The following is a 16,088-nucleotide window of genomic DNA, read 5'->3' as shown; positions in this document are numbered from 1 at the left end:
AATAAGAGAGGCATTGGTACATTTAAGACAATTTTTTCTTCTAAAGTTTGTGAGAAGAGCGCTTCTATATGTTTAAAAAAATTCGTGGCATGTTTTCAAATGATCTATCTATCGATTTGGGTACAGCGAACACTCTAATTTATGTAAAAGGACAAGGTATTGTTCTTGATGAACCTTCGGTAGTTGCTATTCGTCAAGACCGTACAGGTTCTGCGAAAAGTGTTGCGGCTGTTGGCCATGATGCAAAGCAGATGCTAGGTAGAACTCCAGGTAATATTTCTGCGATTCGCCCAATGAAAGACGGCGTAATTGCTGACTTCTTTGTGACCGAGAAGATGCTGCAGCATTTTATCAAGCAAGTGCACGATAACAGTATTCTAAAACCAAGCCCACGAGTACTGGTGTGTGTGCCTTGTGGTTCAACACAGGTTGAACGCAGAGCGATTCGTGAGTCGGCTCTAGGTGCTGGCGCACGTGAGGTATACCTAATTGATGAGCCTATGGCTGCGGCAATTGGTGCAGGACTACGTGTTTCTGAACCAACTGGGTCTATGGTTGTTGATATCGGTGGTGGTACAACTGAAGTCGCGGTTATCTCGCTTAACGGCGTGGTGTACTCATCTTCTGTGCGTATTGGTGGTGACCGCTTTGATGAAGCGATTATCAACTATGTTCGTCGTAACTACGGCAGTTTGATTGGCGAAGCAACAGCTGAAAAGATCAAACATGTGATTGGTTCGGCTTACCCTGGTGATGAAGTTGAAGAGCTAGAAGTGCGCGGTCGTAACCTTGCAGAAGGTGTGCCACGTAGCTTTAGTCTAAACTCTAATGAGATCTTAGAAGCGTTGCAGGAACCTCTATCGGGTATCGTGTCTGCGGTTATGGTTGCTCTAGAGCAGTGCCCACCAGAGCTTGCGTCTGATATCTCTGAGAACGGTATGGTTCTTACTGGTGGCGGTGCGCTACTAAAAGACCTAGATCGTTTATTAACAGAAGAAACCGGTATTCCTGTAGTTGTTGCAGAAGAGCCGCTAACTTGTGTTGCTCTTGGTGGCGGTAAAGCCCTAGAGATGATCGACATGCATGGCGGCGATTTATTCACTGACGAATAACCTGTCTGTGAATTTCGCATTTGCTTATCAATGGCTTGACTGGAACCCAAGCGAGCCGTTGATGAGTCCAATTGGTTAGTACAACATGAATCCAATTTTTGGCAGAGGGCCTTCTCTGCAACTGCGACTCTTTTTTGCCGTACTATTATCAGCCAGCTTAATGTTGGCTGATAGTCGTTTTGACGCCTTTTCAAATGTTCGTTATGCCCTAAGTACTGCGGTTTCACCAATTCAGTACGCAGCGGATCTTCCAAGAGCAATGTTTGCCGGTCTTTATGAGCGGATGAACAGCAAGCAAGAGTTACTTAAAAGCAATCGTTTATTACGTGAAGACCTTCTGCGCAAGAAAAGTGAATTGACCTTACTTGCTCAATATAAAGAAGAGAATCAGCGCTTTCGTAAGCTATTAGGGTCATCTTTTGTTAGGGATGAGAAGAAGGTTGTAACTGAGGTTATGGCGGTAGATTCCTCTTCATATCATCAACAAGTTGTTATTGATAAAGGTCGTGTTGACGGTGTTTATCAAGGGCAACCTGTTATCAATGAAAGTGGTATTGTGGGGCAGGTGGCTGAGACCTCAGCGCATAACAGCCGCGTACTTTTATTACCTGATGCCAATTCAGCAATCCCTGTTCAGGTAATCCGTAATGATATTCGAGTTATTGCTGGTGGTACGGGTAACTTTAGCGAAATGCAGCTCCAGCATATCCCTAGTAATTTTGATATTAAGAAAGGCGATGTATTGGTCTCGTCGGGTTTAGGTGGTATCTACCCTGAGGGGTATCCGGTGGCAACTGTTTCGGATGTGGTCATTAATAATCATCAACAGTTTTCAACCATCAATGCGACACCTGCTGTAGACTTTGGGCGTTTACGCTATCTGCTTTTGGTGTGGCCTTCTGACCAGCAGCAAGAGATAACCTTCCATCCTGAAGCCCAAGAACCTCAAGTACCTGTAGAGACACAAAACGATGAATAATATCCTGCACAGCAAGTTAGTGATCTGGACAACTTTTATCGTTGCCTTAATTCTGCAAACCATCCCTTGGCCTGGTACGTTGGATGTATTGCGTCCATCTTGGCTTATTCTAGTGACTTGTTACTGGGTGATGGCGGCTCCTCACCGAGTAAATGTCGGTACCGGGCTTATCCTTGGTTTACTATGGGACTTACTCTTGGGGTCAACCCTGGGCGTTCGTGGCCTAACGATGTCGATAATCACTTATTTAGTGGCGATTAACTTCTTAGTTATGCGTAATATGGCATTGTGGCAGCAAGCCTTGATTATCGCTTTACTAAGTATGCTTGGCGTAGTGATAGAATTCTTTGGTGAGTTTATTATTCAAGATGTTATCTTTAACCCTACTGCGCTATGGGGAGGATTGATAAATGGTATCTTGTGGCCTTGGTTGTTCCTTCTTTTACGTCGCGTGCGACGCACATGGCGAGTAAGGTAACTAATGAATAAATCACTTATATTGGCATCGGGTTCGCCAAGACGAAAAGAACTTTTGTCGCAATTAGGCTATGATTTCACTATACGAATCAGTGATATAGAAGAACAGATTCAGCAAGGTGAGCTTGCCAAAGACTATGTTATGCGCCTTGCTCAACAAAAAGCAGAGGCGGTGTACTCTAGTCTAAGCTCTCCAGATCAAGCTACTCATCAGGTTTTAGGTGCAGATACGGTTGTAACTATCAACAATCGCGTTCTTGAAAAGCCTCATAATCTAGAACACAGCATCGAAATGTTGACTGAATTATCAGGACGGCAACATCAAGTAATGACAGCTGTGTGTGTAAGAAACAGTGTGGGCACACACTGCATAATATGTATTACAGACGTATGGTTTAAACCGATTAGCCAACAAGAAATCGAACAATATTGGCAAACGGGTGAACCATGCGACAAAGCAGGAAGCTACGGAATTCAAGGTATTGGTGGTAAATTTGTTACTCGAATCGAGGGTAGTTATCACTCGGTTGTAGGCCTGCCTTTATATGAGACCGAACAGCTCTTGCACCAATTTTTATAAAAATTTGTAGGTGCGTTATGAGTGCAGAGTTATTGATAAATTCGACCCCGAGTGAGACTCGGGTGGCAATGATTGAAGGTGGTGTTCTACAAGAGGTTCATGTAGAGCGAGAATCTCGAAGAGGGATTGTTAGTAATATCTATAAAGGACGCGTTAGTCGCGTTTTGCCCGGTATGCAGGCCGCATTTGTCGATATTGGTTTAGACAAGGCGGCTTTTTTACATGCATCAGATATTGTTCCTCATACTGAGTGCGTCTCTGAAAATGAGAAACAGCAATTTCAAGTCAAAGATATTTCTGAGCTGGTCCGTCAAGGACAAGATATTGTGGTGCAGGTTGTTAAAGACCCTTTGGGTACTAAAGGTGCCCGTCTCACCACAGATATTACACTGCCATCTCGCTACCTGGTCTTTATGCCGGGAGCAAGCCATGTCGGCGTATCTCAGCGTATTGAGTCTGAGAGTGAGCGAACTCGGCTTAAAAAGATAGTATCTCCGTACTGCAACGATGCTGGTGGCTTTATTATTCGCACCGCAGCAGAAGGCGCTGATGAACATGAATTAAGCCAAGACGCAGCATTCCTTAAGCGCCTATGGGAAAAAATCATGGTGCGCCGCTCTAAATATATTACCCGCTCCACACTTTATGGTGAGCTTGGGCTAGAGCAGCGTCTATTAAGAGATTTCGTCGGAACCGAGCTGTCGAAGATCCAAGTTGATTCACATATGGTATATGAATCACTGCTTGAGTTTACTGAAGAATTTGTACCTGAATTAACGAGTAAACTGAGCCTGTATGATGGGGATAAGCCCATCTTCGATATGTACGATGCCGAGAGTGAGATTCAACGCTCATTGGATCGTAAGGTTCCCTTAAAATCAGGTGGTTATTTAATTATTGACCAGACTGAAGCCATGACGACAGTTGATATCAATACTGGAGCCTTTGTAGGGCGTCGTAACCTCGAAGAGACTATTTTTAATACTAACCTTGAGGCGACAGAAGCGATAGCTCGTCAACTGCGCTTGCGTAATCTCGGCGGTATTATCATCATTGATTTTATTGATATGAGCACCGATGAGCACCGTAAGCGAGTGCTCGCTTCTCTAGAAATGGCGCTGGATAACGACCGAGTAAAAACTAATATAAATGGTTTTACGCAGTTGGGTTTGGTTGAGATGACGCGCAAGCGTACTCGTGAGAGTATCGAACATATTTTATGCTCAGATTGCCCTGCGTGCGAAGGACGTGGCTCGGTTAAAACCGTTGAAACTGTATGCTTTGAGGTTCTGCGTGAAATAACGCGAGTTAATCGTGCCTATGATGCAGACCGCTTCCTTGTTTATGCTTCGCCATCCGTTGCAGAGGCATTAATGGGCGATGAATCTCACGCTTTGGCGGAATTAGAACTGTTTATAGGGAAAGAAGTTAAAGTGTCGGCAGAGCCACTATATGTACAAGAGCAGTTTGATGTTGTCATGATGTAAGGTAACGTAAGATTGACTTCATTTTCAGTTCGATTAGAGCGTTTTTTTCTCTCTTTATTAGTATTTGTGTTTGTCCTGATGGCTGTCATAGTCACAGGGCTGCGCATTGCTTTGCCGCGTCTTGATAATTACCAACAAGAGATTCAGGCTTGGATTAACCAAGGTTCTGGGTTGCACTTTGATATTGGTTCGGTAAAAGGATATTGGCGCAACACCCATCCTTCATTATCCCTTTCCGATTTGCAGGCAGACCTAAGCGGAGGTGTTAAGCATTTCTCTGTTTCTCAGGTCGATGTTGAGTTTGACCTGTTGCAATCCCTCATGACGCTACGACCACAGGTTAGCGAATTAGTGGTCGATGGTATCCATGTTGATATCAGTGGCATCGATCTATTCCACTCATCAACTACCTCCGAACAAGATTCTGAAGCCAACAATCAATCGGCACTCCAGTTGCAACGCTTATTGTTGCAGCAATTAAGTGAGTTCTCACTCACTAACTCTAGTATTACATTCAGAGATATCGCTGGCGAAAAGCGTGAAGTCGATATCGAGCGTCTTAACTGGCTAAATAACGGTAATCGCCACCAAGCTGAAGGGGTGATTAGTGTTAAGGATGTACAGCTAAATAGTGTTAGCGTCATTGCTGATTTTACCGATCACAATGGTCTGTCTAATGTCAGTGGCGATTTTTATCTGCAGGGTAAAAACTTCGACATTAAGCCGTGGGTTAAGCCTTACCTAGCCAAAGGCGTGGAGGTTGAAACCGGACGCGTTAGCCTGAATACATGGATTACATTAGATGAGAATAAGCCTGTAGATGCCTATTTGGAGATATCTCCTTCAGAGCTTAAGTGGCGCGAAGCTTCTGGTGAGGAAAATGTACTCACTCTAAATAGTGGCGTGATGAAGCTTGAGCCACAAGATAATGGCTTTCAGGTGAACGCTCAAGATTTCTCGGTGACGACTAATCGCCAACATTGGCCAGATATCAATTTTGCTTTGCAATGGTCGCCACAGCAGTGGTCTGTGAATGCCAATAAATTGAAACTAGAGAATCTGGCTCCAATCTTAGATTTATTACCTAAGATGCAAGATACTGAAGCTTGGGTTGAGAAGGTTAATCTTGGTGGAACTGTTGAAGACCTTAGAGTCACAATGGGAAAAGATGTTGATTCTTTACAGTACTCTGCAACTCTCAAGCAAGGAAGAATGAATCACTGGGAGTTAATCCCTGGCTTTAATTCCTTACAAGCTGAAATCGCCGGAGGAATCCACAAAGCCAATGCTAAGATATCATTGCTGGATGACGTCTTGCCTTATGGTGATGTATTTCAAGCCCCACTTCGTATTCGACAGGCTCAGCTAGATGTAGTGTGGGAGTCATCAGATGATGGATGGAGTCTTTGGGCCGACAAGGTATCAATCGCGACCCCAGATTTACAGGCTTTAGGCGCATTTAAGCTAGACTTTCCCAAAGATAAGCCTGCGTTTTTATCCTTTTATAGTGAAGCGGACTTACTCGATGCAGGGCAAACTTGGCGCTATCTACCCACTCTTGCTTTAGGGCAGGGGCTTACCGATTACTTATCTGAGGGTATTCGTAAGGGACAAGTCCATACTGCAAAACTGCTATGGTACGGTGAGCTTTCAGATTTCCCATATAAAAATCATGACGGCATTTTTCAGGCATGGGTGCCGCTAAGAAAAACCAGCTTTAGCTTTAGTAGCGCATGGCCTGCTCTAACGGATATGCAGCTTGATCTGTTATTTGAAAATGAAACCATGTTCTTGGACTCAAAAGATGCCAAGCTTCTAAATATAAATGCGAAAAGAATATCAGGAAAGATCCCTAGCCTGAGTGGTGATGGGCATATAGAGATCTTCGCGGCGGCTAAAGCAAAGGGCTCAGATGTTCGTGACTATATGAATGCATCACCATTAGTTGATTCTGTAGGTGCTGCGCTCACCACTATAGATATTGGTGGTGAGGTTGATTCACAGTTTGAGCTTTATATCCCCTTTGCTGATACCAGTCATTCGCGTGCATGGGGGTATGCAGATTTAAACGACAATGATATTAATATTAGTTCTCCTCCTATAACCCTCACCAATGCGTCAGGGCGTATTGCGTTTGATAATGACAAAGTAAGCTCTTCTGGTCTTAGTGCTAGCGTGCTAGACCAACCTATTTCACTTGATTTTACTGGTCAAAACTCAAATAAGGGCTATGACACGCGGATTGATTTGATTGGCGACTGGAAGGTTAAACCCTTGGAGCCTTACTTAGGTAAAACATGGTTACAGCGTTTGTCTGGGCATGCACCTTGGAATATGGGGATAGATTTGCAGATGAATGATGTTGGTTTTACCTATCAAATCGATACTAATGCCAATCTCAAGTTCTTACAAAGTAACTATCCCGCACCTTTAGGTAAAGCATCTGGCATTGCAGGTAAAGCTCGATTACAAGCGTCTGGCAATCAAGAATCGATCTCGGCAAGGCTACAGATACCGAATGCGAAATTTCAAACCGAGATCAATATAGAAAAGGGACACCCTAAGCTTATTGCAACCAACACCGTTATTGGAACTGGTAGCTTTAGAGTGAGTCCAATCGTGGGGCACAATGCTTCATTGCGATTAGCCAAGCTTGATCTAGATGAATGGATAAAAGTACTAAAAACGCCACAGTCTGGCCCGAAACCTATTCTTCATGATGTGAATGCACCACAGATACCTCTGCCTAAGCGCGTTCGAGTACAAACCGGCGATCTTAAACTAGGGAATCTAGAGTGGAATGATGTCAACTTTACAGCTCGACAGCAGAGTGATAAATGGCAATACACGGTAGATAGCTCGCAGGTTAAAGGCAGTGCTGAATATGATGGAAAAAATCTAACGGCGAACCTGTCACAGCTGCAACTCTATGTCTCCAAGCCAGAGAAAATTGTTGATGATGTTGCTGTAACCCCTTCCGAGAAACAGCCACCGATCACTGACTTTGATCGTGCCTTTTTTAACAAAATGCCAAACCTTAATCTTAAAATTGATGATTTTTGGATGCAGGGATATAAGGTAGGTTCGGTTGATATCGACATGCAGCATGATGGCTCTAAGATGGTATGGAATAAGGCCAACGTCACAAGTGGTACCTCTAGTCTTAAAGCGAAAGGCTGGTGGGAGCTCGATGGAAACAAAAGCCATTCCCACGTAGATGTGAATGGTAAAGGAGATGACAACTCTGAAATTATGGCGCGTTTTGGTATCGATTCTGGTATTCAAAAGGCTCCATTTGATATCACTGCAGCTATGAACTGGACGGGTTCTCCGTGGAATATGCAGGTTAATACCCTTAAAGGGGATGTAAATGCTGAATTCGGGCGTGGCGTAATCTCAGATGTGGGCGGCGCGGCTAAACTATTAGGTATGTTTAGCCTAGACTCAATTATTCGCCGTATGCAGCTGGACTTTTCTGATGTGTTTGATGAAGGGCTGGCATTTAGCTCCATCAATGGCACCGGCAAGGTAGAAAAAGGGATCTTTGTCACCAATAACCTAGAGATGGATTCAATCTCTGGAGACCTATCTCTTAAGGGGTTAGCAAACCTAAATACACAAATGGTTGATGCTGAAGTGACATTTAGCCCCGACCTAACCTCTGGCTTACCTATGTTAACTGCATTTGCTGTGGCACCTCAAACAGCACTGTATGTGTTAGCTATCAGTACTGTGGTTGCCCCAGTAGTCGAGGTTATCACTAAGGTAACCTATGAAGTGAAAGGGCCAATGAACGATCCTAAGGTGAAAGAAATATCTCGCCGTAAGGGAGATTACGAGATACCAAAAGAGATCCAGCAGGAAGCGAACGCCAATAAATAGGAGGTCCCGATGTCGAAACTTATGTCTAAAGCTAAAATTGGCTTAATACAGATGTGCTCAACTGAGGTTCTACAACACAATTTAGATTATATTGAGCAACAGGTTAAGACGCTCAGTGAGCAAGGTTGCAAAGTAGTCGTAACTCCAGAAAACTGCTTGATGTTTGCAGATAAAGAGTCTTATCAAGCGTTGGCGGAGCCGATAGGAACTGGACCTGTGCAACAAGCTTTGAGCTCAATTGCGGCAAAATATGGCACTTGGCTCATTATAGGATCATTTCCAACCAAGGCTTCTGCAGAAAAGCTTTACTCAACTTGCTTGGTGTATGACGACCTAGGACTACTGGTTACTAGTTACAACAAGATCCATTTGTTTGATGTTGATGTTGATGACGAGCATGGTAGTTATAGAGAGTCCGATACCTTTGCTCATGGCAGTGAAGTGCGGGTTGTAGACACTCCAGCGGGTAAGTTAGGTCTCTCTATTTGTTATGATGTTAGGTTTGCTAATTTATATCGTGAAATGAGAATTGCTGGCGCAGAGGTAATTATTGTAGCAGCGGCATTTACGGCTGTTACTGGCGAGGCGCACTGGGAAACCTTATTGAGAGCCAGAGCGATAGAGAATCAGGTATGGGTTATTGGGGTAGGCCAGTGTGGTTACCACTCACATAGTCGACAAACATGGGGTCATTCAATGATTATTGACCCATGGGGGAGCAAACTCACTCAGTCGGCAATGACCCCAGGCAATTTACAAGCAGATATTGATTTATCTGAGGTCGAAAGAGTGAGACATTTAATGCCAGTTTCCGGCCACTTTCACTCATTGTAGTCTTTATTTTTTAAGAGTTGGTTATGACAATACAGCTAGTAGAACAAGAACTTTTGACCCCAACAGGCTTAGATGAAGCCAAAGTTGAGGAAACACTCGCGATAATAGCCACTCGAGATGTGGACTATGCTGATATCTACTTTCAATCAAGTTGGCATGAAACACTGGTTCTGGAAGATAGTATCATTAAAGACGGTTCGTTCAATATTGACCGTGGTGTTGGCGTGCGCGCTGTCAGTGGTGAAAAAACTGGCTTTGCATACTCAGATCAGATCCAAGCTGATACCTTACATCAGAGTGCTCTTGCCGCTAGGGGCATAGCTAAACAAGGGCAGAGTGGTCGTGTTCAGACGTTTTCTCGTCAACACTTAGCACCTCATTATTCGAGTATTAATCCCCTTGATAGTTTAGATAAACTCAAAAAAGTCGCACTATTAAAGGAGCTCGACGCCTACATTCGCGCCAAAGAACCGCTGATTAAAGAAGTGAATATTAGCTTAAGCGGTGTCTATGAAGAGATCCTTGTAGCAGCGACTGATGGTACCTATGCAGCCGATATCAGGCCTTTGGTGCGTTTGTCTATCAGTGTTCTAGCTCAGCGTGGTGAACGCCGTGAGCGAGGTTCTACCGGTGGCGGTGGTCGCTATGGCTATCAGCACTTCTTACAGCTGCAAGGTGATAAGAGTATAGCGATGCATTTTGCTGATGAAGCAATTCGACTCGCATTAGTAAACCTAGAATCAGATGCAGCCCCTGCAGGCGCTATGCCAGTTGTTCTTGGGGCTGGTTGGCCTGGAGTGCTTTTACATGAAGCGTTAGGCCATGGCCTTGAAGGTGACTTTAATCGTAAAGGTTCTTCGGTATTTTCCGGTAAGGTTGGAGAAAAAGTCACCTCTAGCCTATGTACTATTGTGGATGATGGAACCCTAGTTGATCGCCGAGGCTCTTTAAACATTGATGATGAAGGCGTTGCAGGACAATACAATACCTTAATTGAAAATGGTGTTCTAAAGGGCTACATGCAAGATAAGCTAAATGCCCGTTTAATGGGGGTTGCACCGACTGGGAATGGTCGTCGTGAATCTTTTGCGCATCTACCGATGCCGCGTATGACCAATACCTACATGCTACCAGGGGAGCACACCCCAGAAGAGATTATCTCTACGGTTAAAAGAGGACTATACGCACCAGGCTTTGCTGGCGGGCAAGTAGATATTACTTCAGGTAAATTTGTATTCTCTACTTCAGAGGCGTACCTAATTGAAGACGGTAAGATAACGCGCCCAGTTAAAGGAGCGACCTTGATCGGCTCTGGTATTGAAGCCATGCAGCAGGTATCTATGTTGGGGAATGATTTACAGCTAGATGCCGGTGTTGGCGTATGCGGTAAAGCAGGTCAAACGGTTCCTGTGGGCGTAGGTCAGCCAACCTTGAAGCTTGATAGTATTACGGTTGGTGGTACTGAATAACGAGCCGTTGAGTTATATTAAAAAAGGCCTGCTTTAATAAGCAGGCCTTTTGGGTTACTGATGATGCTTAAACTTTGTCGTGTAATTCTTTTAGGGTTTGGAAAATTTCACGATAAGCCTTAGGCGGCTTGTTAAGCTTCTTCTCTTTGTTGGCTTGACGCACAAGTTGACGTAAACGTTGGCGATCAACGCTTGGGTATAGCTCTAATACCTTTTCAATTGCCACATCGCCTTGCTCGATCAGTTCATCACGTAAGCTTTCAAGCTTGTGTAACTCAGCTGATGCTTGAGCATGTTTGTTGCGGTGTTTATCCAACGCCGCTTGAATAAGCTCAGGCTCTACCTGACGCATTAGCTTACCAATGAATTGCAATTGGCGACGCTTGGCTTCATTTTTGAAGCGCTGCGCATCCTTGATAGCTTCAGCAAGCTGATCAGGTAGTGGGAACTTTGCTAATACAGAAGGCTTTAGGCCAACTAACTCTTCACCAAGCTTCTGTAGGACTTCCATATCTTCTTTCATCTCGGTTTTACTTACCCAGATGATCTCTTCTTCCTCTTCCCAAGGGGCTTTTTGGTTTTTTCTTGCCATAAAAAGATGCTCTTAATTTGCTCAAATCGTAATGTGGATTTCGCTTGATACCAGTTATTTTACCAAACAAATTGGGGAGAAAGCGAAAAGCTTGTTATTCTACCCTTTATTGTTCGCAAATGATTGATTTAAATATGGACGCTAGACAACAAATTGCCCAACAAAAAATTGAATTAGAATCTGCTGTTGCTCGCGCTTTAGAGTTGGCTAAAGTTAGCGCTGATGCGGTTGAGGTTGCTATCAACAAGTCGACCGGCTTGAGTGTCTCAACTCGGATGGGCGAAGTTGAGAACGTTGAGTTTAACAGCGATGGTGCACTTGGAATAACAGTTTATCGTGGTCAACGCAAAGGCAGCGCGTCTACGTCCGATCTTAGTGAGAAGGCGATAGCACAAACCGTTGCAGCGGCTTTAGATATTGCTAAATATACCTCACAAGACCCATTTGCCGGTCCAGCACCTGCTGAACTAATGGTTAAAGAAATCAAAGATCTGGATCTTTTTCATCCGGATGAGCCTAACCCTGATTTAGCAGCTCAACTTGCTATTCAAGCTGAAGAAGCAAGCCTAAATTATAGCGACAAGATCAAACAAAGTGATGGAGCGAGCTATGACAGCCATTATGGTATTCGAGTTTATGGTAACTCACATGGTGTATTAGCCAGCTATCCTTCTAGTCGACATAGTATTAGTTGTTGCGTGATAGCAGAGGGTAAAGATCAGACAATGGAGCGCGACTATAGCTATACGATTGCTCGCAGTACTGAAGACCTATGGACTCCAGAAACTGTTGGTATCAAAGCGGCTGAGCGTACCGTGCAGCGTTTAGATGCTCGACAAATTCCTACTGGTCAATATCCAATTATGTTTACCGCAGATGTCGCAACCGGACTATTAGGACATCTTGCCACAGCAATTAGCGGTGGTAGCTTATATCGTAAGTCGTCTTTTTTACTTGACCATTTAGGTAAAAAAATCTTGCCTGATTGGTTTAATGTCACTGAGCGCCCGCATCTATTACGCGGTTTAGCGTCAACGCCTTTTGATAGTGAAGGTGTACAAACCAAAGATTACGACATTATCTCTGATGGTACTTTGGCGACATATCTACTAACTAGCTATGCGGCTCGAAAACTCGATATGACCACAACTGGTCATGCAGGTGGCATACATAACTGGTTTGTTGAATCAACAGGTCAGAATTTTGATGGCATGCTCAAAGAGCTAGGCACTGGTTTGTTGGTGACCGAGGTTATGGGGCAAGGTGTTAATGGTGTAACGGGTGACTATTCTCGTGGCGTATCTGGGTTTTGGGTTGAGAATGGAGTAATTCAATATCCAGTGTCTGAGGTAACGGTCGCGGGTAATCTAAAAGATATGTACCAAAACATTGTTGCTGTGGGTAACGATGTTGAAACGCGCTCCCAGATCCAAACCGGTTCAATCTTAATTGAATCAATGAAGGTTGCAGGTAACTAGCTGATCTGTAATTTGAAGAGTAAATACAAAAAAGCGAGCTAATTAGCTCGCTTTTTTTAGGAATACTTTGTTTACTTAGATTAAGAATAAGGTGGCTAGCCCAAGGAATACCGATAAACCAACTACGTCTGTAATCGTGGTTAATGCCATTCCACCGGCAAGGGCTGGGTCAATATTCATCTTCTTCAAAATGATAGGGATGGTAACCCCTGCAATACCAGCTACAACTAGGTTAGCCAACATCGCTCCGGATATAATGCTGCCTAGTAGCCAGTCTCCTTTCCATACCACTACAATAGCCCCGATAATTAGAGCCCATAGAATCCCGTTAAGGAGCCCGATAGCGGCTTCTTTAAATAGCAGCTCTTTGCGGTTACTGTCGCCGATATGCCCTAAAGCAAGACCACGAATCACTAGCGCAACGGTCTGATTTCCAGCGACTCCCCCCATAGAAGGGACTATGGTCATCAACACTGCAATTGCAGCCATTTGTTCCAGTGTGGCTTCAAAGATGTTGGATACGGATGCTGCAGCTAACGCAGCAAGGACATTCGCACCTAGCCATATACTGCGGCGGCGTGCTGATTTAACCACTGGGGCAAAGGTATCTTCATCGTCATCCATACCTGCCATACTCATCATGGAGTGCTCGGCATCTTCACGAATAACATCGACCACATCATCGATGGTGATCCTGCCTACTAGATGCTGGTTTTCATCAACTACTGGCGCTGAAATCCAGTTTCTACGTTCAAATAGGCTTGCAACGTCGGTATCACTAATACTGACTAAAATAGCTTCATCAGTATCTTCCATTACATCAATAACAGAGATATCTGTTTGAGTCGTAAGAAGAGTGGTTAGAGATAGATGGCCTATCAAGCGGTTGTCATCATCAATGACATACAAGGTATCAGTGGCTTCTGGGAGCTCACCTTTCATTCGCATATAGCGAAGTACTACGTCGATATCGACATCACCACGAATGGTGGTAACGTCAGTATTCATCAGGCCGCCAGCGGTGTCTTCAGGATACGAAAGTGCTTTTTCTACTCGTAGCCTATCGGCACTATCCATTTGTCCAAGGACTTGCTGTGATAGATTGTTAGGTAGGCTTCGCAATACATAGGCGACATCATCGGTTTCCAAGCCTTCAGTCGCTTGAGCCAAGCGGTCTGGAGCCATCTTAGAAACTAGGCTGTCTTTTACGTCCTCGCTAAGTTCATCTAGAATCTCACCGTAATCCTCAGGATCGGTAAGTTGCCATAAAACCTCTCGGCTTTTGCGAGGAGATGCTTCAAGCAAGTGGGCAATATCTTCCGGCTCCATACTTTGGAGCTGGCGACGAACAAAGACAAATCGACCATTATCTAATGCATCGCCGACTTCTTGGAGCGTTTGGTGGGCTTGATCAAACTCGATCTGTTCCGCCATGATGTACCTCCAATTGATGCTATTTTGATAAGATAATGACTCAAGGATTTAGGTGTGCTTGAGCATAGAAGATATTAGCCTATTTTGAGATAAGGTTTAATAACTTCTTAAAAATCTGATGGATATATACAGAGAAAAGGTTGTGACTGGTGAATTATTGCGCGCTATTCGTCTTCTTCAAACTTACCTTCTATCAGTTCGGCAATCGCATTGAGTGCTACCTGTGCCTCATCGCCTTCGGTGGTGATGGTGATCTGCTCACCCTGTCCAGACTCTAGCATTAAAAGTCCCATCACACTGTCAGCCTGTGCATTGCCTTCCTGATTGCTGAGGGTAACTTTAGCATCAAAGCCTTGGGCTAACTCAACCAGCTTAACTGCTGCGCGAGCATGTAAACCTAGGCGATTCTGAATAAATAGAGTTTTCGATACGATCATTAATGACGCTCTAATTGGGTGTGACGAATGAGCACATTTTTACCTTGCTGCATAAAGTGTTCACCGATCTGTTGAGCGAGAAAAACAGAGCGGTGCTTTCCTCCAGTACAGCCGATAGCAACAGTCAGGTAGCTGCGGTTATTTTTCTCCAACGAAGGCAACCAGCGTTCGATAAAGGCTTCTATTTGCTGCTTGAGTTCAACAACATCATCAAAGCTGTACAAATAATCTTGAATTGCCTTGTCTAATCCAGTGAAAGGGCGAAGCTTAGCTTCCCAGTGAGGATTAGGTAAAAAGCGAACATCAAATACATAATCGACATCAACTGGGAGTCCGTGTTTGAATCCAAATGACTCAAACACCATCACTAGCTCTTGCCCGTTTTGCCCTAGAACGCGTTTCCTGACCAACTCACTAAGGTCATGAATAGAAAGTTTACTACTGTCGATGAGTATATTGGCTTTTGCTTTAAGGCTGACCAATAGTTGTCGCTCTTCGACAATCGCTTGATGTAGGGTTCGGCATTTTTCGTTCAATGATAGGGGATGGATGCGACGAGTTTCACTATAGCGTTTAACCAGTGTTTGCTCATCGGCTTCAAGGAACAACATAGTAACGGTTATCGAGTCTTCAAGAGCATCTAAAGCCGTATTTACTTGTGCAGGATCAAGCGGAAGGTTTCTTATATCAATGCTTACTGCGACGCGCTGCTGCTTGAAGCTTAAGCCATTTACAAAGGCGCCTAGTAGGGTCACGGGAAGGTTATCAACGCAATAATAACCGAGGTCTTCAAGGGCTCGAAGAGCGACACTTTTACCACCACCAGAGTTGCCACTGACAACAACTAGTTGGCGAGACTTAGGCATTATCTTCTCCATTATTTTGGGAGAGCATTATTTCAAATAGCTCTTCATCACTTTGTGCATGGCGTAGACGTTTAGTTATTTTCTTATCGTTTAGGCACTTAGCCATGCTAGATAAGGTTTTAAGGTGCTCTTTACATTGATTTTCAGGCACCAACAAAGCAAATAACAGGTCTACAGGACGATTATCTACAGAATCAAATTCTATCGCTTCTTCACACTGAAGGAGTACCGCGACAGCTTTATCTGAATTAGTCATACGAGCATGGGGAATGGCGATACCATTTCCGATGCCAGTACTACCGAGCTTTTCTCGACCCAACATACACTCAAATAACTCAGTTGAGTCTTGACCTGTATGCTCAGACACTATCTTACTGATAAGCTCTAACGCGCGCTTTTTACTTGAGCACTGAACCGCACTCTTGGTGCAGTCCAGTGACAATACTTCATTAATTTGCATG

At 44.2% G+C, this 16,088-nt stretch carries 14 protein-coding genes; 9 read left to right on the top strand and 5 right to left on the bottom strand.

Annotated elements, in window-relative coordinates; genetic code table 11:
- The first annotated feature begins 68 nt into the window (after nucleotides 1-68).
- The 8 genes from OCU28_RS10160 (at nucleotide 69) to tldD (ending at nucleotide 10,820) form a co-directional block, all read left to right on the top strand.
- Nucleotides 69-1,112, top strand: a complete 1,044-nt coding sequence (locus tag OCU28_RS10160) for a rod shape-determining protein (protein ID WP_261816076.1) — start codon at nucleotides 69-71, stop codon at nucleotides 1,110-1,112.
- Nucleotides 1,113-1,197: 85 nt separating this feature from the next.
- A complete protein-coding gene (mreC, locus tag OCU28_RS10155) occupies nucleotides 1,198-2,091 on the top strand; it encodes a rod shape-determining protein MreC (RefSeq protein WP_261816075.1) in 894 nt (297 codons plus the stop codon).
- Nucleotides 2,084-2,569, top strand: a complete 486-nt coding sequence (gene mreD, locus OCU28_RS10150) for a rod shape-determining protein MreD (RefSeq protein WP_261816074.1) — start codon at nucleotides 2,084-2,086, stop codon at nucleotides 2,567-2,569. The genes mreC and mreD overlap by 8 nt, the downstream gene beginning before the upstream one ends.
- Nucleotides 2,570-2,572: 3 nt before the next feature.
- Nucleotides 2,573-3,148 carry a Maf family protein gene (locus tag OCU28_RS10145; protein WP_261816073.1) on the top strand — a complete coding sequence of 192 codons (576 nt, stop codon included), beginning with the start codon at nucleotides 2,573-2,575 and terminating at the stop codon, nucleotides 3,146-3,148.
- A gap of 17 nt (nucleotides 3,149-3,165) precedes the next feature.
- Nucleotides 3,166-4,635 (top strand): ribonuclease G, encoded by a 1,470-nt coding sequence (rng, locus tag OCU28_RS10140; RefSeq protein ID WP_261816072.1) that lies wholly within the window; start codon nucleotides 3,166-3,168, stop codon nucleotides 4,633-4,635.
- A gap of 12 nt (nucleotides 4,636-4,647) precedes the next feature.
- Nucleotides 4,648-8,517, top strand: a complete 3,870-nt coding sequence (locus OCU28_RS10135) for a YhdP family protein (protein WP_261816071.1) — start codon at nucleotides 4,648-4,650, stop codon at nucleotides 8,515-8,517.
- A gap of 9 nt (nucleotides 8,518-8,526) precedes the next feature.
- A complete protein-coding gene (locus OCU28_RS10130) occupies nucleotides 8,527-9,351 on the top strand; it encodes a carbon-nitrogen hydrolase family protein (protein WP_261816070.1) in 825 nt (274 codons plus the stop codon).
- A gap of 23 nt (nucleotides 9,352-9,374) precedes the next feature.
- Entirely contained in the window at nucleotides 9,375-10,820 is a 1,446-nt protein-coding gene (gene tldD / locus OCU28_RS10125; RefSeq protein WP_261816069.1) for a metalloprotease TldD, read from the top strand.
- Nucleotides 10,821-10,887: 67 nt separating this feature from the next.
- On the opposite strand, the gene yjgA is transcribed toward tldD, so the two are convergent.
- The gene (yjgA, locus tag OCU28_RS10120; protein WP_261816068.1) at nucleotides 10,888-11,412 is read right to left on the bottom strand and encodes a ribosome biogenesis factor YjgA; all 525 of its coding nucleotides are present in this window, start codon (nucleotides 11,410-11,412) and stop codon (nucleotides 10,888-10,890) included.
- 134 nt (nucleotides 11,413-11,546) lie between these two features.
- On the opposite strand from yjgA, the gene pmbA reads away from it, so the two are divergent.
- Complete coding sequence (gene pmbA, locus OCU28_RS10115; protein WP_261816067.1) at nucleotides 11,547-12,890, top strand: metalloprotease PmbA; 1,344 nt, start codon at nucleotides 11,547-11,549, stop codon at nucleotides 12,888-12,890.
- A gap of 75 nt (nucleotides 12,891-12,965) precedes the next feature.
- Here pmbA and mgtE read toward each other — a convergent pair whose 3' ends face one another.
- From mgtE to ptsN, 4 genes are all read right to left on the bottom strand, one after another.
- A complete protein-coding gene (gene mgtE / locus OCU28_RS10110) occupies nucleotides 12,966-14,324 on the bottom strand; it encodes a magnesium transporter (RefSeq protein ID WP_261816066.1) in 1,359 nt (452 codons plus the stop codon).
- A 164-nt stretch (nucleotides 14,325-14,488) separates the two neighbouring features.
- Entirely contained in the window at nucleotides 14,489-14,761 is a 273-nt protein-coding gene (locus OCU28_RS10105; protein WP_261816065.1) for an HPr family phosphocarrier protein, read from the bottom strand.
- Nucleotides 14,761-15,627: an RNase adapter RapZ gene (gene rapZ, locus OCU28_RS10100; RefSeq protein WP_261816064.1), complete on the bottom strand. Its 867-nt coding sequence runs from the start codon at nucleotides 15,625-15,627 to the stop codon at nucleotides 14,761-14,763. Before rapZ ends, OCU28_RS10105 begins: the two co-directional genes overlap by 1 nt.
- Entirely contained in the window at nucleotides 15,620-16,087 is a 468-nt protein-coding gene (gene ptsN, locus OCU28_RS10095) for a PTS IIA-like nitrogen regulatory protein PtsN (protein WP_261816063.1), read from the bottom strand. The genes rapZ and ptsN overlap by 8 nt, the downstream gene beginning before the upstream one ends.
- Nucleotide 16,088 lies beyond the last annotated feature (1 nt).

The sequence above is a fragment of the Vibrio gallicus genome (assembly GCF_024346875.1).
Taxonomy (GTDB): Bacteria; Pseudomonadota; Gammaproteobacteria; order Enterobacterales; family Vibrionaceae; genus Vibrio; species Vibrio gallicus.
The sequence above is the reverse complement of the archived record's forward strand: the minus strand, read 5'-3'. Positions and strand labels throughout refer to the sequence as shown.

Excerpts from the sequence above, each read along its gene's own strand:
- OCU28_RS10160 (WP_261816076.1), top strand. The coding sequence starts at position 69 with ATGTTTAAAAAAATTCGTGGCATGTTTTCAAATGATCTATCTATCGAT.
- ptsN (WP_261816063.1), bottom strand. The coding sequence starts at position 16,087 with ATGCAAATTAATGAAGTATTGTCACTGGACTGCACCAAGAGTGCGGTT.
- rapZ (WP_261816064.1), bottom strand. The coding sequence starts at position 15,627 with ATGCCTAAGTCTCGCCAACTAGTTGTTGTCAGTGGCAACTCTGGTGGT.
- rng (WP_261816072.1), top strand. The coding sequence starts at position 3,166 with ATGAGTGCAGAGTTATTGATAAATTCGACCCCGAGTGAGACTCGGGTG.
- OCU28_RS10130 (WP_261816070.1), top strand. The coding sequence starts at position 8,527 with ATGTCGAAACTTATGTCTAAAGCTAAAATTGGCTTAATACAGATGTGC.
- pmbA (WP_261816067.1), top strand. The coding sequence starts at position 11,547 with ATGGACGCTAGACAACAAATTGCCCAACAAAAAATTGAATTAGAATCT.
- yjgA (WP_261816068.1), bottom strand. The coding sequence starts at position 11,412 with ATGGCAAGAAAAAACCAAAAAGCCCCTTGGGAAGAGGAAGAAGAGATC.
- OCU28_RS10105 (WP_261816065.1), bottom strand. The coding sequence starts at position 14,761 with ATGATCGTATCGAAAACTCTATTTATTCAGAATCGCCTAGGTTTACAT.
- mgtE (WP_261816066.1), bottom strand. The coding sequence starts at position 14,324 with ATGGCGGAACAGATCGAGTTTGATCAAGCCCACCAAACGCTCCAAGAA.
- mreD (WP_261816074.1), top strand. The coding sequence starts at position 2,084 with ATGAATAATATCCTGCACAGCAAGTTAGTGATCTGGACAACTTTTATC.
- tldD (WP_261816069.1), top strand. The coding sequence starts at position 9,375 with ATGACAATACAGCTAGTAGAACAAGAACTTTTGACCCCAACAGGCTTA.
- mreC (WP_261816075.1), top strand. The coding sequence starts at position 1,198 with ATGAATCCAATTTTTGGCAGAGGGCCTTCTCTGCAACTGCGACTCTTT.
- OCU28_RS10145 (WP_261816073.1), top strand. The coding sequence starts at position 2,573 with ATGAATAAATCACTTATATTGGCATCGGGTTCGCCAAGACGAAAAGAA.